The 21,306-nt window shown below is 67.9% G+C and carries 23 protein-coding genes; 10 read left to right on the plus strand and 13 right to left on the minus strand.

What is annotated here, in order from left to right; genetic code table 11:
• On the plus strand, positions 1-294 hold a 294-nt coding region (locus tag E1261_RS11705; protein WP_272948574.1), incomplete at its 5' end, for an IclR family transcriptional regulator domain-containing protein.
• A 197-nt stretch (positions 295-491) separates the two neighbouring features.
• Here the strand turns inward: E1261_RS11705 and rpsN are convergent.
• Positions 492-797, minus strand: a complete 306-nt coding sequence (gene rpsN, locus E1261_RS11710; protein WP_132405749.1) for a 30S ribosomal protein S14 — start codon at positions 795-797, stop codon at positions 492-494.
• Between the two features lies 1 nt (position 798).
• Positions 799-966, minus strand: coding sequence for a 50S ribosomal protein L33 (gene rpmG / locus E1261_RS11715; RefSeq protein WP_132405751.1), 168 nt, complete (start codon positions 964-966; stop codon positions 799-801).
• A 74-nt stretch (positions 967-1,040) separates the two neighbouring features.
• Here rpmG and E1261_RS11720 point away from each other — a divergent pair, with 74 nt between their 5' ends.
• The 3 genes from E1261_RS11720 to E1261_RS11730 all read left to right on the plus strand — a co-directional run bounded on the left by E1261_RS11720 (position 1,041) and on the right by E1261_RS11730 (position 3,941).
• Positions 1,041-2,144, plus strand: a complete 1,104-nt coding sequence (locus E1261_RS11720; protein ID WP_132405753.1) for a CobW family GTP-binding protein — start codon at positions 1,041-1,043, stop codon at positions 2,142-2,144.
• Positions 2,141-2,386, plus strand: coding sequence for a type B 50S ribosomal protein L31 (locus E1261_RS11725; RefSeq protein WP_132405755.1), 246 nt, complete (start codon positions 2,141-2,143; stop codon positions 2,384-2,386). Before E1261_RS11720 ends, E1261_RS11725 begins: the two co-directional genes overlap by 4 nt.
• 133 nt (positions 2,387-2,519) lie before the next feature.
• Positions 2,520-3,941, plus strand: a complete 1,422-nt coding sequence (locus E1261_RS11730) for an aromatic amino acid lyase (protein ID WP_132405757.1) — start codon at positions 2,520-2,522, stop codon at positions 3,939-3,941.
• Here the strand turns inward: E1261_RS11730 and E1261_RS11735 are convergent.
• Positions 3,933-4,910: an MDR family NADP-dependent oxidoreductase gene (locus tag E1261_RS11735; protein WP_132405759.1), complete on the minus strand. Its 978-nt coding sequence runs from the start codon at positions 4,908-4,910 to the stop codon at positions 3,933-3,935. The two genes, E1261_RS11730 and E1261_RS11735, sit on opposite strands and share 9 nt — an antisense overlap.
• Positions 4,911-4,966: 56 nt before the next feature.
• Between E1261_RS11735 and E1261_RS11740 the strand changes: the two genes are divergently transcribed.
• Positions 4,967-5,950, plus strand: a complete 984-nt coding sequence (locus E1261_RS11740) for an ArsR/SmtB family transcription factor (protein WP_132405761.1) — start codon at positions 4,967-4,969, stop codon at positions 5,948-5,950.
• Here E1261_RS11740 and E1261_RS11745 read toward each other — a convergent pair.
• The 8 genes from E1261_RS11745 to kdpF all read right to left on the minus strand — a co-directional run bounded on the left by E1261_RS11745 (position 5,935) and on the right by kdpF (position 15,189).
• Positions 5,935-6,777 carry a prenyltransferase/squalene oxidase repeat-containing protein gene (locus E1261_RS11745; RefSeq protein WP_132405763.1) on the minus strand — a complete coding sequence of 281 codons (843 nt, stop codon included), beginning with the start codon at positions 6,775-6,777 and terminating at the stop codon, positions 5,935-5,937. The genes E1261_RS11740 and E1261_RS11745 overlap by 16 nt on opposite strands.
• Positions 6,778-6,827: 50 nt before the next feature.
• Positions 6,828-7,586 (minus strand): methyltransferase domain-containing protein, encoded by a 759-nt coding sequence (locus tag E1261_RS11750; RefSeq protein ID WP_132405765.1) that lies wholly within the window; start codon positions 7,584-7,586, stop codon positions 6,828-6,830.
• Positions 7,583-8,260, minus strand: coding sequence for a response regulator (locus E1261_RS11755; RefSeq protein ID WP_132405767.1), 678 nt, complete (start codon positions 8,258-8,260; stop codon positions 7,583-7,585). The genes E1261_RS11750 and E1261_RS11755 overlap by 4 nt, the downstream gene beginning before the upstream one ends.
• On the minus strand, positions 8,253-10,820 hold the full coding sequence (locus tag E1261_RS11760; RefSeq protein WP_132405769.1) for a sensor histidine kinase: 2,568 nt from the start codon (positions 10,818-10,820) through the stop codon (positions 8,253-8,255). Before E1261_RS11760 ends, E1261_RS11755 begins: the two co-directional genes overlap by 8 nt.
• Positions 10,821-10,827: 7 nt before the next feature.
• Complete coding sequence (gene kdpC, locus E1261_RS11765) at positions 10,828-11,379, minus strand: potassium-transporting ATPase subunit KdpC (RefSeq protein ID WP_132405771.1); 552 nt, start codon at positions 11,377-11,379, stop codon at positions 10,828-10,830.
• Between the two features lie 11 nt (positions 11,380-11,390).
• Positions 11,391-13,403, minus strand: a complete 2,013-nt coding sequence (gene kdpB / locus E1261_RS11770; RefSeq protein ID WP_272948575.1) for a potassium-transporting ATPase subunit KdpB — start codon at positions 13,401-13,403, stop codon at positions 11,391-11,393.
• Between the two features lie 62 nt (positions 13,404-13,465).
• Entirely contained in the window at positions 13,466-15,100 is a 1,635-nt protein-coding gene (kdpA, locus tag E1261_RS11775; protein WP_132405775.1) for a potassium-transporting ATPase subunit KdpA, read from the minus strand.
• Positions 15,100-15,189: a K(+)-transporting ATPase subunit F gene (gene kdpF, locus E1261_RS11780; RefSeq protein WP_132405777.1), complete on the minus strand. Its 90-nt coding sequence runs from the start codon at positions 15,187-15,189 to the stop codon at positions 15,100-15,102. Before kdpF ends, kdpA begins: the two co-directional genes overlap by 1 nt.
• Before the next feature lie 237 nt (positions 15,190-15,426).
• Here kdpF and E1261_RS11785 point away from each other — a divergent pair, with 237 nt between their 5' ends.
• From E1261_RS11785 to E1261_RS11800, 4 genes are all read left to right on the plus strand, one after another.
• Complete coding sequence (locus E1261_RS11785; protein ID WP_132405779.1) at positions 15,427-16,050, plus strand: hypothetical protein; 624 nt, start codon at positions 15,427-15,429, stop codon at positions 16,048-16,050.
• Between the two features lie 75 nt (positions 16,051-16,125).
• Positions 16,126-16,815: a hypothetical protein gene (locus tag E1261_RS11790; protein ID WP_132405781.1), complete on the plus strand. Its 690-nt coding sequence runs from the start codon at positions 16,126-16,128 to the stop codon at positions 16,813-16,815.
• A gap of 55 nt (positions 16,816-16,870) precedes the next feature.
• Complete coding sequence (locus E1261_RS11795) at positions 16,871-17,500, plus strand: class I SAM-dependent methyltransferase (protein ID WP_132405783.1); 630 nt, start codon at positions 16,871-16,873, stop codon at positions 17,498-17,500.
• Between the two features lie 150 nt (positions 17,501-17,650).
• Positions 17,651-18,646, plus strand: a complete 996-nt coding sequence (locus tag E1261_RS11800) for a GlxA family transcriptional regulator (protein WP_132405785.1) — start codon at positions 17,651-17,653, stop codon at positions 18,644-18,646.
• Here the strand turns inward: E1261_RS11800 and E1261_RS11805 are convergent.
• Both E1261_RS11805 and E1261_RS11810 read right to left on the minus strand, forming a co-directional pair.
• A complete protein-coding gene (locus tag E1261_RS11805) occupies positions 18,616-19,176 on the minus strand; it encodes a cysteine dioxygenase (protein WP_132405787.1) in 561 nt (186 codons plus the stop codon). The two genes, E1261_RS11800 and E1261_RS11805, sit on opposite strands and share 31 nt — an antisense overlap.
• Positions 19,173-20,090 carry an amidohydrolase family protein gene (locus E1261_RS11810; protein WP_132405789.1) on the minus strand — a complete coding sequence of 306 codons (918 nt, stop codon included), beginning with the start codon at positions 20,088-20,090 and terminating at the stop codon, positions 19,173-19,175. Before E1261_RS11810 ends, E1261_RS11805 begins: the two co-directional genes overlap by 4 nt.
• Positions 20,091-20,227: 137 nt before the next feature.
• Between E1261_RS11810 and E1261_RS11815 the strand changes: the two genes are divergently transcribed.
• Complete coding sequence (locus E1261_RS11815; RefSeq protein WP_132405791.1) at positions 20,228-21,235, plus strand: LacI family DNA-binding transcriptional regulator; 1,008 nt, start codon at positions 20,228-20,230, stop codon at positions 21,233-21,235.
• Positions 21,236-21,306: the final 71 nt, after the last annotated feature.

The raw sequence follows: 21,306 nt of genomic DNA on the forward strand, positions 1-21,306 counted from the left end.
CTCTTCCCCACCCCCGAGTCCTTCGTCCGCCGTACCGACCAAGGCCCCGAATCCCTCACCCAACTCCGCCGCCTGCTGGCCGAGGAGAAGCGCCAGGGCTACGCGTACGAAGAAGGCCACATCACCCCCGGCGTCTCCTCCGTAGCAGCCGCCGCCCTGGACCACGCCGGCCACCCAGCCGCCGCCATCTCCATCACCTTCCGCACCGACACCCTGACCCCCGCCGACCGCCTCCACCTGACCCACCGCCTCCGCCAAGCCGCCAACGCCCTCACCCGCAGACTGCACGGCTGATCGGCGTACCGACGGACGGGTAGAGGTGGATCGCTCGGCACCGTTGTAGGCGGGCGGACGGTCGTGGCGACCGCTCAACGGGGACCACTACCCGTTCTTCGGTACACGTACGACGGCCCTCCGCGAAGCCACCTGAGCTTTGCGGAGGGCCGTCGGGACCCGGGGTGCGCGGCATCCACGTCGCGCGCCGCCGGGAATTACCAGGAGGACTTGGTGATACCGGGGAGTTCGCCTCGGTGGGCCATGGTGCGGAAGCGGACTCGGGAGATGCCGGCTTTGCGGAGGAAGCCGCGGGGGCGGCCGTCGGCGACGTCCCGGTTGCGGACGCGGATGGGGCTGGCGTCGCGGGGGAGCTTCTGGAGCTTGAGCTGGGCGGCGGTCCGCTCTTCGAAGGAGGAGGCGGGGGCCGCGATGATGCGTTTGAGCTCGGCGCGACGGTCGGCGTACAGGGCGACGGTGCGTTTGCGCTGCTCGTTCTTCGCAATCTTGCTGGTCTTGGCCATCTCAGCGCTCCTCGCGGAAGTCGACGTGCTGGCGGAGCTTGGGGTCGTACTTGCGGATGACCAGCCGGTCGGGATTGTTCCGGCGGTTCTTCCGCGTTACATAGGTGAAGCCGGTGCCCGCCGTGCTGCGGAGCTTGACGATCGGCCGGAGTTCGTTGTGCTTGGCCATGCTGTTCCTTTCCTCAAGTACGGCACACAGTGTACCTTGTACTGGTAATCATTTTCAATAAGGTGGGAGTGCGGATGCTGCCGGTGACCCTGTTGACCGGTGCCGACGAGGAATTCCGAGGTGCCGTGGGTGCGAATCTGCTGGCCGCCGCGGGTTCCACCGGCGTCCTGATCGAGTACGACGTGAGCGATCTTCCGAGCGGTGAAGTCGTCCGGATCGCGCGGACGGCGGCCGGGGTGATCGATCAGGAGACGATCCGGATGGGGCACCCGTGTGTGTCGTGCGCGATGCGCGGGACGCTGGTGCAGTTGCTGATCAGCATCGCTGCCGTCGACCGGTACGGCGTTGCGATCGTGTCGGTGCCCGGCGCCGGGGACACGCAGTCGCTGGCGGAGGAGATCGCCCGCGAGGACGAGCTCCGGGTCGATGCGGTGATCACGGCGGTCAACAGCGCGACCGTGGTCGACGACCTGACCGGCGACGAGTTCATCCAGGATCGCGGGATCGCGACCGCCGCTGAGGACGGCCGGGTGATCGCGGAGGTGATTGCGCGCCAGATCGAGTACGCGGATGCCGTCGTACTCAGCACTGAAGACGCCACCACGAAAGCACTGATCCAGGCGATCAACCCACAGGCCCGTGTCCAGACCACGCCGGCCGGGCTCCTCGCCGTGCGGCTGCACGATCCGGATGCGGCCGAGACCCGCACCGAGCCGGGCTCTATTACTGCGCCGCTGAACGACGACGGCGCCGTACAAACTCTCGTCTGGCAGTCCGAGCGCCCCTTCCACCCTGAGCGGCTCTACGAGGTGCTCGAGGATCTCGTGACCGGTACGGCGCGCGGCCGCGGGACCGTCTGGATCGCGACCCAGCACCGCAATCGCCTGAGCTGGGACAGCTTCGGCACCAACATCTCCATCGGCGTACTGGGTCCGTGGCTCGCGGATCTGCCCGCTGATCGCTGGGCGGGCGTCGGCCAGCAGCACCAGGCCCGGTCGGCACTCGTTTGGCACCCCGAGTACGGCGACCGGGCGTCGTACCTCTCCATCACCGGCGTCGGTCTCGACACCCGGGAATTAACGGCACGCCTCGACGGTTGTGTCCTGCGTGCGGACGAAGCGGTTCATCCACTGACCGACCCGTTCGCCCCTTATCTGGAAGGAAGTAGTGCAGCATGAAGAAAGACATCCACCCCGACTACCGCCGGGTCGTCTTCCGGGACAAGTCCGGTAACTTCAGCTTCCTCACGGGTTCGACCAGAGAGAGCAGCGAGACGATCGTCTGGACCGACGGGAACACCTATCCCGTCGTCGACGTGGAGATCTCGTCGGCCAGCCACCCGTTCTACACGGGTACGCAGCGCGTGATGGACACCCAGGGCCGCGTGGAGAAGTTCAAGAAGCGTTACGGCCAGCTGTAACCACAAGCAGCGCGAGGGCTCACCGGGGCGGGTGGGCCCTTTCGCTTTGTCCGGGCGGTGACGTCTCGGATCTCAGACATCGATCCGGGCGCGGCGCTTACTCGCGGGGCGTGGGCGGTCTCACACTGGGGCAATGGAGCCGGTGGAGCTGTCCGGGGGTGGGTTGGCGCCGTTGGAGGCCGTCGCGTTGGCGCAGCGGCGGACTGCGGTGCGGCTGGGTGACGACGCGCGAAAGCGGATGCACGAGTCAGCCGTGGCGGTCGCCGAGGTGGCCAGCCGCCAGCCGGTCTACGGGCGGACGACCGGCGTCGGCGCCAACCGCGATGTGCTCACCGCCGACCCCGAACACGGCGCGCGCCTGCTCAGCTCACACTCGACGACCGGTACGACGTCGTACCCGAAGGACGTCATTCGGCTCGGCCTGCTGATCCGGGTCAACCAGTTGGCGGCCGGCGGCTCGGGTCTCGAACCGGCAGTCGCTGACGCGATCGTTGCCCTGCTCAACGATGACGTGCTGCCCGACCTGCATCGCGGCGGCGCGATCGGTACCGGCGACCTCGGCCCGCTCGCCGAGCTCGGCCTCGCCCTCGGCCCGGTCATCGACGGAACCAGCGCCCTGCCATTGCTGTCCAGCAACGCCATCACGTTGGCCGAGTGCTGCCTCGCGTACGTCGAGGCGGCCACCCTGATCAACGTCGTACCCCTGGTCGGCGCCCTCTCGCATGTCGCCCTGCGCGGCAATTCCGAGGTGTACGACGTCCGCGTGCACGAGGCCCGCCCGCAACCTGGGCAGGTCCGGGTGGCCCGCCGGATGCGCGGCCTGCTCGACGGGCTGCCGCTGCCGCCGGCGCGGATCCAGGACCCGTTCGGCCTCCGCGCGTTCGCCCAGGTCCTCGGCCCGGCCGTCGACCATGTGGATGCCCTAGGCAACAGTCTGCGGATCGACATCAACGCCTCCGCGGAGAACCCGCTGGTGGCCGGCGACACCGTGCTGCACAACGGCAACTGGCACGCGATGCCGATCGCCCTCGCGCTCGACTCACTCCGCCTCAGCCTGCACAGCGTCGCCACGCTCTCGACCTCTCGCGTCGCCAACCTGGTCGACCCGGACTTCACCGGCCTCAGCCGCTTCCTCGCCAGCGGAGCCGAGGCCAGCTCCGGCGTGATGATGATCGAGTACGTCGCTCACGACGCTCTGGCCGCAGTCCGTTCCTCCGCCCAGCCGGCCACCCTCGGTACCGCCACCCTGTCCCGCGGCGCCGAGCACCACGCCAGCTTCGCCCCGCAGGCCGCCGTACTGACCGCCCAACTCCTGGACGCCCTCCGCGAAGTCATCGCCAGCGAACTCGTCACCGCGGTCCGCGCCATCCGCCTGGCCGGCCTCACCCCCGACGACCTGTCGCCTGCGGCCATCGCCCCCTGGCTGACCGACGCCCTGGCCGCCCTCCCCGACGACCTCACCGACCGCTCCCTCCGCGAGGACCTCGAAATAGCCCGAGGCATCCTCACCCAATGGGGCGACCGCCAGGTCGAACACCCCGCGGAATCAGCCTAACTGGACCAGCATCTTCCCGGTGTTCTCGCCCCGCAGCATGGCCAGGAACGCGTCCACGGTCTGCTCAAAGCCGGCCACTACCGTCTCGTCCGAGACCACGGCACCGGACTGCAGCTGCGGTGTCAGGAACTCGATCAGCTCCGGCCGCAGATCCAGGTTGTTCCGGACCAGGAACCCCTCCAGCCGCAACTCCTTCTCGACCACCTCGAACAAGTTGTGCGGGGCAACAACACCGTCCCCGTTGTACGTCGACACCGCGCCGCACCACGCGATCCGCCCGCCCGGCTTCAGCACGTCGATCGCGGCCGCCAGATGCTCACCACCGACGTTGTCGAGATACGCGTCGATCCCGTCCGGCGCCGCCGCGGCCAGTTGATCCACCAGGGATCCCTCGCGATAGTTCAGGGCCACGTCGACCCCGACCTCGGACTCCAGCCACTTCGCCTTCACGGCTGACCCGGTGCTCCCGACGATCCGCCCGGCTCCGAGCAACCGCGCGATCCGGGCGGCCGCCGTACCGACTCCTCCTGCGGCCGCCGAGATGAACAGCGTCTCCCCCGGTTGCAGCTGCAGGATGCGCTTCAGACCGGTGTACGCGCTGAGCCCGGTGCCGCCGAGGATGCCCAGATGCGCGGACAGCGGTACGCCGGGCGCCAGGTCGATCCGGCGACTCGTCTCCGGCGTCACCACCGAGTGCGTCCGCCAGCCCTGGGTGTGGAACACGATCGTGCCCACCTCGTACGCCGGAGTCAGGCTCTGCACGACGCGGCCGAGCGCTCGGCCCTCGCCCGGTGCTCCGAGGGACCACAGGCCATCCATCATCTGCCGCATGTACGGGTCGACCGACAGCCACAGGTTCTCGACCAGCGCCGTACCGGGCACCAGTTCGAGGCCCGCGGAGGGGACGAGTTCGAAGTTCGAGGCAATCGGGAAGCCGGTCGGACGCGACACCAGGCGGATCTCTCTCATACCGCAGAGCGAACGGCAACCAGCGAGCCCACGCCAGAAAGTTAGCCTATGCCTTAATGATCACCTATCGGCTCAGCGTCGACGACCTCGCCGACATGCGCTTCGCCTGCTCGCCGCTGCTCGAAACGGCGACCAGCCTGTGGGCGCTGACCGAGCCGTCCGCCCATGTCCTGCACCTGCCCTGGATCCGCCGGACCAACGCCGTACTGGCCGACTGGCCGGACCGCGAACTACTGCTCGCGCTGGTAACTCCGCAGCTCTGGTGGATGCCGGACTTCCTCACCCCGCGCCCCTCCTCACCACTTCCCGACGTCCGCGACGAGCTGGCGCAGATCCGCCGCACGCCACCACGGCAAGCCGTCGCCGACGTGATTCGCGCGTACGGCGACCGCCCGCTTCCACTGGTCCTGGCGGACCTCTGCCGCACCCCGCGCCGGCTCCGCGACCGAATCTGTACGGCGTTCGCCACGTACTGGGAGCTGGCGATCGAACCGCACTGGCCGCGGATGCGCACCTTGCTGGAAGCCGACATGGTCCACCGTGCCCGTCTCCTCGCGCGGGACGGTGCGGCCGCCGTACTGACCGGGCTGGACCCCAGCATCCAGTTCTCCAACGGCGTCCTGCGGATGCGGATCTCGTCGTACCAACTGGACTATGAGAGCGACGTTCGCGGACGCGGGTTCTGGCTGGTTCCGACGTTGTTCGCCAAGCACACGATCGCCCCGCTCGACCCCGACGGACCGCCGACCGCGGCGTACCCGGCCCGCGGAATCGGAACCCTCTGGGAGACCCGGCCGGAGCCGACCCGGCGCGCGCTCGCCGATCTGCTCGGCACCCCGCGCGCCGATCTGCTGATGGAACTCGAAGCGCCGACGTCGACCGTCGAGCTCGCCCGGCGCCGCAATGTGAGCCCGAGCGCGATCTCCCAGCACCTCGCGACCCTGCACGCCAACGGCCTGGTCGCACGAGCCCGGGCCGGCCGCGTCGTCCTCTACACCCGCACCGAACTGGCCGACCGGCTGATTCACAACCGGTTGTAGGCCTTCAGGGTGCGCAGTGCGGCAACGGAAACGATGCCGCGGTACTCAAGCGTGGCGGCCTGGCCTGGGGGTTCCCAGGTGATGGCCCAGCCGCCGTCGGGTTGCTGGTCGGCGATCAGGCGGTCCAGGTGGGCGCTCAGTTGGGCCTCGGTGAAGAGGGCGGCCCACGGGCTGTCCGGGGTCGGCGCGAGCTGCAAGGGCGTCACGCCGTACGTCGGATCGTCCGCATCTGCACGGTAGTGCGCCAGCTTGGGGAGCCAGTCGCGGATCCGCTCGAGGTCCACGTCGCCGGTGTGCTCCAGGAACTCCAGCGCCTCGTGCAGCGAGTGCGCGTCGGTCGGCAGACCGTCCCGCAACTGGGCGGCGCACCATGAGCCGGCCAACGAGCGCCACGGGTGCTCGACGCCGAGTTTGTGCAGCCGGCCGACGAGCCCGGCAGTCGGGTTGAGCCCGGGCTCGTAGGTCCACTCGCTCATGTGTGAGGCGCGCGGATAGTTCTCGATCACCGGCGATGCCATCGCTACCACTCCCTCCGGAGTGGCCACCGAGGCGAGCCAATCGACCGCCCGGCGGATCATCGCCTCGTCCCGGGCACCGGCCGCCAGCAGGATGTCGAACGCGGTCTCGACGTCGAGTCCGAGGCTGTCCGGACACCGCTTGTCCGGTTCCAACCCGTGGCCGAAACCACCGTCCGCGTTCTGATAGCCACGCAGCGCGTCGACTACCCCAGACGCGTCGGCCCCGGCAAAGACGGTGTCGAACAGCCGGTTCTCGACCAGCCGGGCCTCGCGCCGTACGAAATCACGACCTGCGGTGAAAATATCCATACCGACAGGTTCCCGCAGGTATGCCCGGCTGTCTTGAACGAATCGGACGTTCAGCTCTCCGGCACCCAGCCGACGGCTTCGATCCAGAAGCGGGCGAGGAATCCACCAGGTTCCTCGGACCACTTCTGCCAGGCCTGGTCCATCTCGTCGACCTCGGCGCCGGTGGCGATGTTGAGCTCGACGATCTTGTCGCGCTGCCCGGACATCAGGCTCGCCGTGAAAGTACCGACACCGGCGACCTCTTCCGGGGTGCCGTGGTGAACGACGCGGGCGTAGCTCTCGCACTCGACGAAGCCGGCCTCGACGAGCAGCGAACGCAACTGCTTGCCGACGAACGGCGACGTACCGGCCCGTAACCGGCGCATCACCTCGAAAGATGCCTCTAGCAACGGATTCGTCGGGTAGAGCAGTTGCCCGTCCCAGTCGGCGTCGACCAGACCGACGACCGCGCCCGGACGCGCTACCCGGCGTACTTCGTGCAGCACAGCGAGTGGATCAGGCAGGTGCTGCAGCATCGCACTGGAGAAGATCGCGTCGAAGGTGTTGTCCTCGAAAGGAAGTCCCTTCGTCACATCACCTTCCACCAAGGTGATCGAGTCTGCCCCTTCAGGCAGCCCGGGATGGAGATCGAAACCTGTCGTCGTCCCCGGATGCACTCGCTCGGCCAGTCCGACCGTGATGGATCCCGGCCCGCACCCGAGGTCGAGCAGGCTGATTCCCGGCCGCAAATGCCTTGTGAAGAAGGCTGCGTGGGTATCGGCGGTGCGTTTGGCGTAGTTGGCCCGGCGTGGGTCCCCCGTAGTAGTCACGGCTCGAAACGGTAGCCCATCCCGGGTTCGGTCAGCAGATGTTTTGGCCGCGCCGGATCAGCTTCGAGCTTGCGCCGCAGCTGGCCCATGTAGAAGCGAAGGTTTCCACTCGCGTTCTCGTATCCGGGTCCCCAGACCTCGGTCAGCAACTGGCGTTGCGCCATCAGCTTGCCGGGATGCCGGACCAGAACCTCGAGCAGATGCCATTCCGTCGGCGTCAGCCGGATGTCCTCACCGGTCTCGAGCGTGACCCGCTTCGCGGCCAGGTCCACGCGGATCCCACCGACAGTGACGACAGGTTCATCCTGAGCGAGATTGCTTCGCCGCAGTACGGCGCGCATCCGCGCCAGCAACTCGTCGATTCCGAACGGCTTGGTGACGTAGTCGTCCGCCCCGGCATCCAGCGCCTCGACCTTGTCGGTCTGATCGGTGCGCCCGGACAGCACCAGGATCGGCGCCTCGGTCCACCCGCGCAGTCCACGGATCACGTCGACCCCGTCGAAGTCCGGCAGCCCGAGGTCCAGGATCACCAGCTCCGGCGGATGTTGCGCCGCCACCCGCAGCGCCGCCGTACCGGTGCCGGCCAGATGCACCTCGTACCCACGCGCCTTCAGGTTGATCTGCAACGCCCGCACGATCTGCGGTTCGTCGTCCACCACCAAAACCCTAGTCATCAGAAGCTGACCCCGTTCGTTCCCGCGTTCCAGGCACCGGTACGTCGTTCGGTCGCAAAACCGCCGCCGGCACCGAGACCACCATCGTCAACCCGCCGCCGGGTGTGTCTTCCGGCTGCACCGACCCCTGCATCGCCTCGGCCAAGCCCCGGGCCAGCGCTAACCCAAGCCCCACCCCGACCGTATTGTCGGTGTCGCCCAACCGTTGGAACGGCGCGAACACCCGATCCCGATCCGCACGGGGAATCCCCGGACCCCGATCGATCACCCGGATCTCGACCGTCTCACCGAGCGAACTCCCGGTCACCAGCGGCCCGCGCTCCGGCGGTGAGTACCGCAGCGCGTTCGCCACCAGGTTCGCGATCACCCGCTCGATCAGCGCCGGGTCGGCCTCGATCAACGGCAACGTGTGCGGAATGTCGACGACGACCCGCTCACCGTCGTTACCAAGCTCAGCCAGTACGCCGGGAATCACCTCATCAAGCGCCATCGGCCGCGTGAACACGGGCAGTACGCCGGCCTGCAGGCGACTCAGATCCAGCAGATTGTCGACCAACCGGGACAGGCGATCGAGCGACTCGTCCGCGGTCTCCAGCAGCTCGGCCCGCTCGGATTCACTCCACTCCACATCATCGCTGCGCAGCGAAGTCACCGACGCCTTGGCCGATGCCAACGGCGATCGCAGGTCATGACCGACCGCCCGAAGCAACGCCGTACGGAGCTTGTCCGCTTCGGCCAGCGGCTTCGCCTCCGCAGCAGCCTCTTCCAAGCGCTCCCCGTCGACCAACGCGGCGGCGTACAAGGCCATCGCTCCGACCAGCCGCCGTTCGTCCGCGGCGAGTTGGCGGCCCTGCAACACCAGGACGAGGTCGTCGCGGGCCGGTACCTCGGCATCGCCTTCCTCGGGGCGGCCGCAGGTCATCGTTCCGGCCGAGGCCAGCGGGCGCCAGACCTCGGTCAGCTCGTCGTCGTCCACCCGCTCCATCAGGCACGCCCCGGTCATCCCGAACGCCTCGCGAACCCGTTCGAGCAAGGCAGGCAGCGCGGTCTCGCCCCGCAGCACGGAGCCCGCCAGCGTCGACAACGTCTCCGATTCGGCGGCCGACCGAGCCGCTTGTCTGGTACGGCGAGCAGCCCGGTCCACGACTGAACTGACCAGCGCCGCGACCAGCACGAAGATCGCCAGCGCGAGGGCGTTGTTCACCTCGGCGATCGTGAAGGTCTTGGTCGGCGGAGTGAAGAAGTAGTTGATCACCAGCGATCCGCCGACCGCGGTGACGAGCGCCGGCCAGAGCCCGCCGACCAGCGCAACCACCACAACTGCCAGCAGGAAGGCCAGTACGTCGCTCGTCAGATTCAACTGGTCGCCGCCGAGGGCCAGCGCCAGCGCCAACACCGGCTGCAGCAGGATCGACAGCACGAAACCCTGCACCTTCCGCCGCCGCGACAGGCTCCCCCGCTGCCGCGGCAACCGCCCGCGGCCCATCTGCGAGTGCGTGACGATATGTACGTCGATATCGCCCGAATCGCGGATCGTCGACGACCCGATCCCCGGGCCACTGAGCGCCGACCACCGTGACCGGCGCGAACCACCGAGCACCAACTGCGTCGCGTTCTCGGCCTTCGCGAACGTGAGCAGGGCGGCCGGGACATCGTCCCCGACCACCTGGTGATAGGTCCCGCCGAGCGATTCGACCAGATTGCGTTGCTCGGCCAGCCGCTTCGGATCGGCGCCGGTCAACCCGTCGGAGCGAGCGACGTGGACGGCGAGGAGATCTCCGCCGGCAGAGCGAGCGACGATGCGGGCCGCGCGCCGGATCAGGGTCTCGCCTTCGGGGCCGCCGGTCAGCGCGACCACGACCCGCTCCCGAGCCTCCCAGGTCGAGTCGATGTCGTGCTGAGCGCGGTACTGCTGCAGCCCCGCATCCACCCGGTCGGCCAGCCAGAGCAACGCGAGCTCGCGCAAGGCGGACAAGTTGCCGACCCGGAAGTAGTTGCCCAAGGCAGCATCAATCTTGTCGGCCGCATAAACGTTGCCGTGGGCCATCCGGCGCCGCAACGCCTCCGGAGTCATGTCGACGAGCTCGATCTGATCCGCCGCCCGAACCACACGATCGGGCACCGTCTCCTGCTGCGGTACGCCGGTGATCTTCTCGACCACGTCGTTGATCGACTCGAGGTGCTGGATGTTGACCGCCGAGATCACGTCGATCCCGGCGGCCAGCAGCTCCTCGATGTCCTGCCAGCGCTTCTTGTTCCTGCTGCCCGGCACGTTCGTGTGCGCGAGTTCGTCGACGAGCGCGACCTCGGGCCGGCGGGCCAGCAGGGCGTCCAGATCCAGTTCGGTGAAGCTGGCACCGCGGTAGTCGACGATCCGCCGCGGTACCAGTTCGAGTCCTTCGAGCATCGCCGCGGTGTGCTCGCGGCCGTGGGTCTCCACGAACCCGATCACCACATCGGTGCCCCGGGCAAGCCTGCGCTGACCCTCGCCCAGCATCTTGTACGTCTTCCCGACACCAGGCGCGGCCCCGAGGTAGACCCGCAGCTGCCCGCGCTTCATACCGTGATCATGCCAGCGCCGCGTTGAGAGTGACGACATTCACGTAGGGCTCTCCCAGGAAACCCAGCGCGCGACCGTGCGTGTTCTCCTTCACCAACTGCTGCACCTGTGCCACGGACAGCCCACGCTCCCGCGCAACCCGGTTGACCTGCAGAGCCGCGTACGCCGGACTGATCGCGGGATCGAGGCCCGAACCGCTGGCCGTCACAGCATCCGGCGGAACCTGTGACGGATCGACACCTTCCGCCTGAGCCACCTGCGCACGCCGTTCGTTCACGAGCTTCAGCAGATCGGGGTTGTTAGGCCCGTACTGCGAGGCCGCGCTGGCCTTCCCGTCGTACTTGGCTGCCGACGGCCTGGTGTGGAACCACTGTGCACCTTCGTAGGCCTGACCGATCAGGTCGGAGGCGACCTCCTTGCCGTTCACCTTCACGATCGAGCCGTTCGCGTTGCCGTGGAACAGCAGCTGCGAAACCCCGGTCATCACCAGCGGATACGCGATGCCGAGCACCACCGTGAACACCAGCAGCACGCGTGCTGCAACCCCGAACTGCCTCATCAATTGACCTTTCACCGTAGACCGGGGATCAGCGAGATCACCAGGTCGAGAAGCTTGATGCCGACGAACGGCGTGATCAGCCCACCGACGCCGTACACGAGCAGGTTGCGGCGCAGCATCGCCGAGGCCGACGACGGCCGGTAGCGAACACCCCGCAGCGCCAAGGGGACCAAGGCAACGATCACCAGCGCGTTGAACACGATCGCGGAGACGATCGCCGTCTCCGGCGAGTGCAGCTGCATGATGTTCAGCCGGTCCAGCCCCGGGTACGCCGCGGCGAACAGGGCCGGCAGGATCGCGAAGTACTTGGCCACGTCGTTCGCGATCGAGAACGTGGTCAGCGAACCCCGGGTGATCAGCAACTGCTTGCCGATCTCAACGATCTCGATCAGCTTGGTCGGGTTGGAGTCCAGGTCGACCATGTTGCCGGCCTCCTTGGCCGCCGACGTCCCGGTGTTCATCGCGACCCCGACATCGGCCTGCGCGAGCGCGGGCGCGTCGTTGGTGCCGTCACCGGTCATCGCGACCAGCCGGCCGCCTTCCTGCTCCTTCTTGATCAGTGCCATCTTGTCCTCGGGCGTCGCCTCGGCCAGGAAGTCGTCGACCCCGGCTTCCTCAGCGATCGCCTTCGCGGTCAGCGCGTTGTCACCGGTGATCATCACGGTCCGGATGCCCATCGCGCGCATCTGGTCGAACCGCTCCCGCATCCCGGCCTTGACCACGTCCTTGAGGTGGATCACACCGAGCGCACGAGCCGTCCCGCCGACCGCCTCGGCCACGACGAGCGGCGTACCACCGGAGGCCGAGATGCCGTCGACGATCTCACCGAGCCGGGCATCCGACGTACCGCCGTGGCTGTTGATCCAGTTGCTCACGGCACCGGCTGCGCCCTTGCGAACCTGCCGGCCGTCAACGTCCACCCCGCTCATCCGCGTCTGCGCGGTGAACTCGACAAACGTTGCCTGCGGCAACTCTCCGGTATGACGTTCGCGCAGTCCGTACCCGTTCTTCGCCAGTACGACGATCGACCGGCCCTCGGGCGTTTCGTCGGCCAGGCTGGACAGCTGGGCGGCATCGGCCAGCTCGGTGTCGGTCACTCCGGCGACCGGGATGAACTCGGCCGCCTGCCGGTTGCCCAACGTGATGGTGCCCGTCTTGTCGAGCAGCAAGGTGTTCACGTCACCGGCCGCCTCGACCGCGCGGCCGGACATCGCGAGCACGTTGCGCTGCACCAACCGGTCCATGCCGGCGATGCCGATCGCGGACAGCAGCGCGCCGATCGTGGTCGGGATCAGGCAGACCAGCAGGGCCACCAGGATCACCACGCTGAGGTGCACGCCGCCGTACGTCGCGAAGGTCGGCAGCGTGACCGTGGCGATCAGGAACACGATCGTGAGGCTGGCCAGCAGGATGTTCAGCGCGATCTCGTTCGGTGTCTTCTGCCTGGCGGCACCCTCGACGAGCGCGATCATCCGGTCGATGAAGCTCTCACCGGGCCTGGTCATGATCTTCACGACGATCCGGTCCGACAGCACCTTGGTACCGCCGGTGACCGCACTGCGGTCGCCACCGGACTCACGGATGACCGGGGCCGATTCGCCGGTGATCGCTGACTCGTCAACGCTTGCCACACCCTCGACGACATCACCGTCGCCCGGGATGATCTGCCCGGCCTCGACGACCACGAGGTCACCGAGCTGCAGCTGAGCGGCCGGGATCTCCTCTTCCCCGGTGTCAGTGAGCCGGCGGGCAGTGGTCTCGGTCTTGGCCCGGCGCAGGGTCTCGGCCTGGGCCTTGCCCCGACCTTCGGCCACGGCCTCCGCCAGGTTGGCGAAGATCACCGTCAGCCAAAGCCAGACCACGATCCACCAGACGAACACGGTGGAGTCGGTGAAGGCGATCACGGTCGACGCGACCGCGCCAACCTCGACCACGAACATCACCGGGTTCTTCACCATCACCCGCGGATCGAGCTTGCGCAGCGCATCCGGCAGCGAGCTCACCAGCATCTTCGGATCAAACAGACCCGAGGGCGCCTTCTTCTGGACAGGCGGCTGCTCAACAGCAGGAGCCTTGGTCAGGGTAGTCACAGTCCCTCCGCGAGGGGTCCGAGAGTGAGTGCAGGGAAGTAGGTCAGGCCGGTCACGATCAGGACGACGCCGACGAGCATCGTGACGAAGAGCGCCTTGTGGGTGGGCAGCGTGCCCTGGGTGACGGGCACCGGCTGCTGCTTGGCGAGCGAACCCGCCAGGGCGAGCGCGAGCACGATCGGTAGGAACCGGCCGAGCAGCATCACGATGCCGAGGGCCGTGTTGTAGAAGGGGGTGTTCGCACTGAGACCACCGAACGCCGACCCGTTGTTGTTACCCGCCGAGGTGAACGCATAAAGCACCTCGGTGAACCCATGCGGGCTGTCCGTGTTGAAGATCGAGGCTCGCGCGACAGCAAGGCCCATCGCGATCGACGCCCCGACCAGTACGACGGTCGGCGTCGTGAGGATGTACAGCGAGACGAGCTTCATCTCGCGCGCAGTGATCTTCTTGCGAAGGTACTCCGGTGTCCGGCCGACCATCAGACCAGCGATGAACACCGTCAGTACGGCGAGGATCAGCATGCCGTAGAGACCGGTACCCGTCCCACCCGGTGAGACCTCACCCAGCATCATGTGGAAGAGCGCCGTACCGCCGCCAAGGGGTGTGAACGAGTCGTGCGCCGAGTTCACCGCGCCGGTCGACGTACCGGTGGTTGAGCTGGCGAAGAGCGCGGAGGCCCATTCGCCGAAGCGGGTTTCCTTTCCCTCCAAGGAATTGCCACGGACCTCGAAGAAGGTCGCGGCGAAGGTGAAGGCCGCCCAGAGCGTGCCCATCACGCCGAGGATCGCGTAGCCCTGGCGCTTGTCCTTGACCATCAGGCCGAAGGTCCGGGTCAGGCTGACCGGGATGAGCAGCAGCAGGAAGATCTCGAAGAGGTTGGACAGGCCGTTCGGGTTCTCGAACGGGTGCGCGGAGTTGGCGTTGTAGAAGCCACCGCCGTTCGTGCCGAGCTCCTTGATCACCTCCTGGCTGGCCACCGGGCCGCCAGGAATGGTCTGCGCCTGGCCGACCACCGAGGTGACCTCGTGACCACCAGAGAAGTTCTGTACGACGCCCATCGCGACCAGCGCCAGAGTCCCGATCACCGCGATCGGGAGCAACACCCGCAGTACTGTCCGGGTCAGGTCGACCCAGAAGTTGCCGAGCCGATCGGTCTTGGACCGGGCGAAGCCGCGGATGACCGCGATCGCGACGGTGATGCCGACCGCGGCGGAGAGGAAGTTCTGTACGGCGAGGCCGGCGAACTGGACCAGATGGCCCATCGTCGCCTCGGGCGAATACGACTGCCAGTTCGTGTTCGCGACGAATGACGCCGCCGTGTTGAAGGCCAGGCCGGACTCGACGTTCGGCAGGCCGAGCGACAGCGGCAGGTGACTCTGGACCCGCTGGAGGATGTACAGCAGGAACATGCTGACCGCGGAGAACGCGATCAGTGATCGGGCGTAGACGGCCCAGGTCTGGTCGGCCCGCGCATCCACACCGAACAGCCGGTAGGCGCCCCGCTCGACCCGCAGGTCGGATTCGGAGGTGTAGACCCGGGCCATGTACCCACCGAGCGGCCGGTAGGCCACGGCCAGGCACGCGACCAGGAGGCCGACCTGCAACAGGCCGGCGGCGGCGTCGGACATCAGAACCTCTCGGGGAAGATCAGGGCGGCGACCAGGTAGAGGACCAGAGCCACGGCCACCACCAGGCCGGCGACGTTCTCGGCGCTCACAACTTCTCCACTCCACGCAGCGCGAACCAGACGGCCGCGAACACGACGACGGTGACGGCCAGGTAGATCACGTCAGCCACGACAGCACCTCACATTGCTCATGGCTCCACTGCACACCGCTGGCTGCCTCGTCAGGAGGCTTCTCGCAGCTCTCTCACACCCGCCGACAGCTCTCTCACGCGTCTCTCTCATACTTACGCGTGGCAGTAGCCCTACCGATTTGAGGAAGAACCGCCAGTGACTGATTTGGACACCACCGCCCCCGCCGAGCAGTTCTTCTCCACCGAGAGCCGGGAGGCCCTCGCCGAGGCCAGCCGCAAGCTCGCCGAGCGACTGCAGGCCCACACCGAGGCCCTGCTCGCGATGAACGGCACCGAGAACCACGAGACCCTCGACGAGCAGAACGCAGCGCTCGAGGAGCTCGTCGCCGACTGGAACGACGCCGTCTTCGAGCACACCGGCACCACCCCGCTGCTCCTCGACGAGACCGAGGACCCCGACGCCGAGGACGACACCGAGGAGGACCACATCATCAGCGTGGTCTCCCGCTTCGACCTGCGCGTAGTCGACCTGGACACCCTCCTCGAGGCCGGCCGCGCCGCCCAGGAACGGCACCCCGCCGAGCTCTCCGAAGGCGGCGAGGCCGACCCGGTCGAGACCGCCGAGCAGGCCATCTTCGAGATCAGCCGCGAGGTCGGCGAAGCCTGGTTCGAACTCCCCGGCATCGAAATGCTCGCCGGCGCCCGCGCCTACGTAGTCCCCGAAGCCCCCTTCGAACCCCTCGACCCCGACGCCGAAGACATCACCACCGAACTCTCCGCCCCCAACGGCATCCCCACCCACGCCGAATCCTGGGCCTGACAGCAAGAGATCTTCCAACCCGGCCCCGGGCGACGCGCGCTCTCGATGCCGGCTCACCAGATACCACGGAGAATCGTGGGTGAGTCGGCAGTCGAGCGGCGGGGGATGTCGATGCCCGATGTCACCGGGTGGACAGCGGTCGTGCCGATCGCTTTCGGATCGTCGGTGCTGGGAACCTTGGCCGGGAAGATGCTGGACCGCACCGGCGCCCGAGCCGAACTCATCCGCGACGGATACGCCGACGCCCTCAAGGCACTCAACGCCTGGGGCCAGTACCCGGAACGCATCTATCGCAGGATCGACGACTCACCGGAGACTCTTCAACGCCTTGAGGCCATGGGAGCGGAGCTGAAGGCGGCGCTGGCCTACTCGACCGGATGGGTGAGTGGCGAGAGCGCCGAACTGGGCCGCATCTACAACGCCATGGTCGAACTCCTTCGTGCTGAGGTCACGATCCACGCCCGGCTCGCCTGGGCTCGCCCGCCCGCGTCGAAGGCGGCATCGATGAACATCGGCGAACTGCCGACGGCGAACGCGGTTCCTGATCAGGCCGACGGAACGACCCCGGCGGAGTGGTTGATAGTCCAGCTGTTCTCGACCTTGATCCAGTATCGGGTCGGCTGGCGGCGCGTTGTGTGGACCCGGCCACTGCTCCGTCGCCGGCTTGAGAAACGGCAGGTCGTCGCGCAAGCCAGGCGAGCCTTCGGCGAACGATCGGCGCGGATGCTGAACGGGGATTGGCAATCTGCCCCAGGATGCCCCTGAATGCCCCGCGATCTGGCCTCCCTGAAGCCGTGAAGTGTGGTGAGGGTTGGTTGTCATGACGATTCATGACGATTGCGAGGCGAGCCGGTTCGGCTCGGGTGTCGAAGGCCGGCTGGAGCTGGCACGGGTGCGGGAGTTGCTGCGCCCCTATCTGCCGGAACCGCCGGCGAAAGTAGCGGATATCGGCGGTGGTCCAGGAGGTCATGCCCGGGGACTGCGGGCGGACGGGTACGACGTGCGGATGCTGAATCCGGTCGCGCCACAGGTCGAGGACGAGGAGTTCGACGCGGCTTTCCTGTCGGGGTTGATGCACCACCTGGTGTACCTGGAGGATCGCCGGGCCGCACTGAGGGAAGCCATTCGGGTCACGAAGTGCGGCGGCTTCGTGGCAGCCGTTGCGGTCAACCGAACGGCGAGCCGACGGGCGCATGCGACGTACCACACGGTGGCGCAGTTGCGGTCCGAACTGTCGGGAGCCGGCCTGCGCGCCGTATCGATCTACGGGCTGACCGCGGCCGGCGGCTGGCTGAGCATCATGGTCGACCGTCACTACAACGGACTCGCGCTACCGGACAGCGAACCGGATCCGTTGCAGACCGCGCTCGAGTGTGCGCGTCTCGCTGATCGGCAGCCTGAGATGGTGCAGTCGAGTTCGTTGTTGTTCGGGATTGGTCAGCGTGATTGAGCAGCCGGTCGGTGAGGTAGCCGAGCAGGATGAAGAAGAGGACTGCGAGGGCATGGACAGCGATCTGGACGAGCAGCATGGGTCTCATGCTTCTGTCTGGTGATCCGATCAGACAGTGGCAAGAATGCCGTTGTTCGATAGATTGTGGTCATGCATCGGGTCGCGGTGGTAGTGGCGGATCGGTCGGCTGTGCTGGATGTGGCGATTCCGGCACAGGTGTTCGGGACGGCGCGGGCGTTGGAGAAGGCCGCGGGTGAGTTGTGGGGCCCACGCCTGTACGACGTGATCGTGTGCGCCGAGCGGCCGGGGACGACGGTGTCGGGGCCTGGTGGGCTGGAGCTGTTCCAGGTCACGGCGCCGTACACGTTGGAGGACGCTCGCACGGCGGACACGATCATCGTGCCGGGCGGGGACAATGTGAGCCATCCGTCGGCCGAGCTGGTGGCGCTGCTGCGGGAGGCGCATGCGCGCGGTGTGCGGATCGCGTCGATCTGCGGCGGCGCGCTGGTGCTCGCCGCGGCAGGGTTGCTGGACGGGAAGATCGCGGCCACGCATTGGACGTCAGCCGAAGCGCTGGGCGAGCGATTCCCGGACGTTCAGGTGGACGCGAATGTCCTGTTCGCCGACTGCGGCAACGTCCTCACTTCGGCGGGGGCGGCGACCGGGTTCGACCTGTGCATGCACATGGTGCGCAACGACTTCGGATCGGCCGTCGCCGCTGAGGTGGCCCGCCACATCGTCCTACCGCCGTTGCGGGACGGCGGGCAGGCCCAGTTCATCGTGCATCCGGAGCCTGGTCCGGACTGCGGTTCGCTCGAGCCGACAATGCGCTGGATCCGGGACCACCTCGCCGAACCGATCACGTTGGCCGACATGGCGTCGTACGCGACCGTCAGTCCGCGGACGCTCAACCGCAAGTTCCGTGAGCAGACCGGTACGACGCCGCTCCAGTGGCTCCTGCGGCAACGCATCCAGCATGCGCAGGAGCTCCTGGAGACCACGACGATCCCGATCGAGGAGATCGCGCAGCACTGCGGCTTCGGTACGGCGATCAACATGCGCCAGCACTTCACCCGCCAGGTGCGGACCTCGCCGATCGGTTATCGCCGAGCGTTTCAGTCGATCGGGCGTAGTTCGTCGGCGTAGGAAACCGAGACGCGGCGGAGGACGTTGTCCTTCACCGAGTACTGGCCCATGCGCCACAGCGGGGGGCTGTAGGCGTGGACGCTGACGCTGCCCTTGTCGCGGCCGACCATGCGGTGGATGTGGTCGGGCCCGAAGCCGTAGACGGCGCCGGCCGGGACCTCGGTCTCGATCGACTCGGTGCCGATGGCGAGGTTGTGTTCGACGAGGGTGCCCTTGGCGACAGCGACGGCACCGGAGGACGTGTCGTGGTCGTGCCAGCCGGTGTCGTTGACGGGGGTCCAGCAGATCAGCCAGACGTCAACGTTCGCGTCGCGGTGCAGCGATGCGAAGACACGCTCGTCGTCGCTGTAGGCGACCTTGTCCTCCCACAGGTGCGGCTGGGCGGCGATCGACGAGGCCAGCTCGGCGAGCTCCTGGGGGGTGAGGTCGCGACCCGGAAGGTCATCCAGCGACAGACAGTTGTTGAGATCCACTAGCCGGCTGGGTTGACGTGCCGGGACGACGGGTGCGTCGATGGGCTGAGCAGTCACTGCACTCCCCTCTCAGGAGATGGACGGCCGGCGCTGGGGTCTCCCCCGAACAGCAACCGGTTCGGATTGTCGTGGCGGATCACTGCGGTCGCAGCGGCGCCTTGGCGGAGGTCGGTGAGTCCGGCGTACGGCCGGTCGGTGCCGTGCACGACCTGGTCGATACCGAGGACCCGCGCGACCGCGTCGATTCCCTGCGGGCCGTAGCTCGAGGTGTCGACGTACAGGTTGGTGTCGATGGTGCCGAGGCGGCCGCCACGGGCGGTCAGCCGCTCGTGGTGCACGGGCGCGAGGCCGGCCGCGGCGGCGAAGCAGATCCGCAACCGCGGGAACTCACGACGCCCGCCGTACGCATGCCAGGCCCACCAAGCGGCCTGGAGCTGCTGGCTGTAGTCGACCACCGGGGCCCACCAGCCGGGTACGTCGCCGGCCGGGACGGCGATCCCGGGGTGCACGAGCACCGGCCGGTCCCAACCCTCGGCGATCGCGAGTAGCTCGCCGTACGTCGACCAGTCGGCGGGCGTGGTCAGCACGTGCGCGGGAAGTTGGAAGCCCAGGAATCCCTTGTCCAGAAGGGTTTTCGCCTCATCGAAGTCCGGCTCGGGCAGTCGCACCGATGCCCAGGCCTTGAAGGGCTCGGGCAGTCCGGCCGCACCGGTGTGCCATGCGTCGAGCAGGGCGTCGTCGCCGAGCGACTCGATACCGAGCGGGCTCGACAGCGACACCGCCGCGAGGTCCGTGCCGAGTTCGCGCTCGATCGCGACCCTGGCCTCGATGTCGTGCGCGGCCGGATCCACCTCGTACGGCGTCTCGGTCGCGGTGTGCAACGTCCAGCCGTCCAGGTACGGCGGCTCGGTCCGGGCCCGGAGGCGGTCGACGAACTCGGCCGGCCAGAGGTGCTGGTGGATGTCGATCACAGCTCCCCCTTCCGGGCCGATACCTGACGAACCAGTATTCTTTGATCAGATTGAAGCGCTTCAGTACATAGAGAGTGAAGCGCTTCAAAGCCCCTCTTGTCAAGTTTCTGTCCGAGGCTCGGGCTAGGGTTCGGAGCATGTCTGGCACCGGCCGTAGGCCGACCCTCAAAGACATCGCGGCGGACACCGGCCTGTCGATGGCGGCTGTCTCCTACGCGTTGCGCGGCCTGCACGGCACCCCCGAGACCCGGCAGCGGGTCCAGGAGGCGGCCGAGCGGCTCGGGTACCAGGCTGACCCCGTGGCCCGCGCCCTGGCCTCGGGCCGAAGCGGCTCCATCGGCGTACTCTGCGCATCCCTCGAGGACCTCTGGCAGCAGCGCCTCGCGGCCGCCCTCGGCCGCGAGCTCCTCGCCCCGGATCGCAACGCGTGGATCATCGACTCCGCCGGCGACGCCGGCCGCCAGCTCGAGCTGGCCCAGCACCTGGTCGATCACCGCGCCGACGCGATCGTGGTGATCCCGATCGACCCGGCCGCGCCCGGCTGGTCCACGATCGCGGAGCAGGCCCCGGTGATCGCCATCGGCGACGCACTCCCGGGCGCGAAGGCGAAGTCCGAGGTCGTCTTCGACAACGAGACCGGAGTCAGTACGGCGCTGCGCCGGCTGGCCGAGGCCGGCCACTGCGAGGTCGCCGTACTGAGCCCGACCCTGCGCGCCGAGATCGAGCGCCCGGCCGAGGAGATCGCGCAGCGGGTCGCGGCCAGCCTCAAACTGAGGATCCGCATCGTCCAGTGCCCGCACGACCTGGCCGGCGCCACCGACGTGGCCCGCACCCTGCTCACCAGCACCCCGCGCCCGACCGGCATCCTCGCGCTCGCCGACTCGATGGCCTTCGGCGTGTACGCCGCGAGTCGCGAGCTCGGCCTCCGCGTCCCCGACGACCTCTCGCTCCTCGGCTACGACGACCAGCCGCTCTCCCAGCTGCTGACGCCACCCCTGTCCAGCTTCCACTGGCCCCTCGACGACCTGGTCACCGACGTCGTCGCCCGCGTCACCGCCACGGTCGACACCAACCGCCGGGTCCGCCGCACCACCGTCGTACCGACCTTGATCGAGCGCGGCTCGGTCGGCGCTCCACCCACCTGAGCGCAGCCCCGACCGACCGCTCCCTGCATCCACCCCCAGAAACTAAACCAACCAACTAGACTTACTTGCCC

The sequence above is a fragment of the Kribbella albertanoniae genome, from assembly GCF_004348455.1.
In the GTDB taxonomy this organism is placed as follows: domain Bacteria; phylum Actinomycetota; class Actinomycetes; order Propionibacteriales; family Kribbellaceae; genus Kribbella; species Kribbella albertanoniae.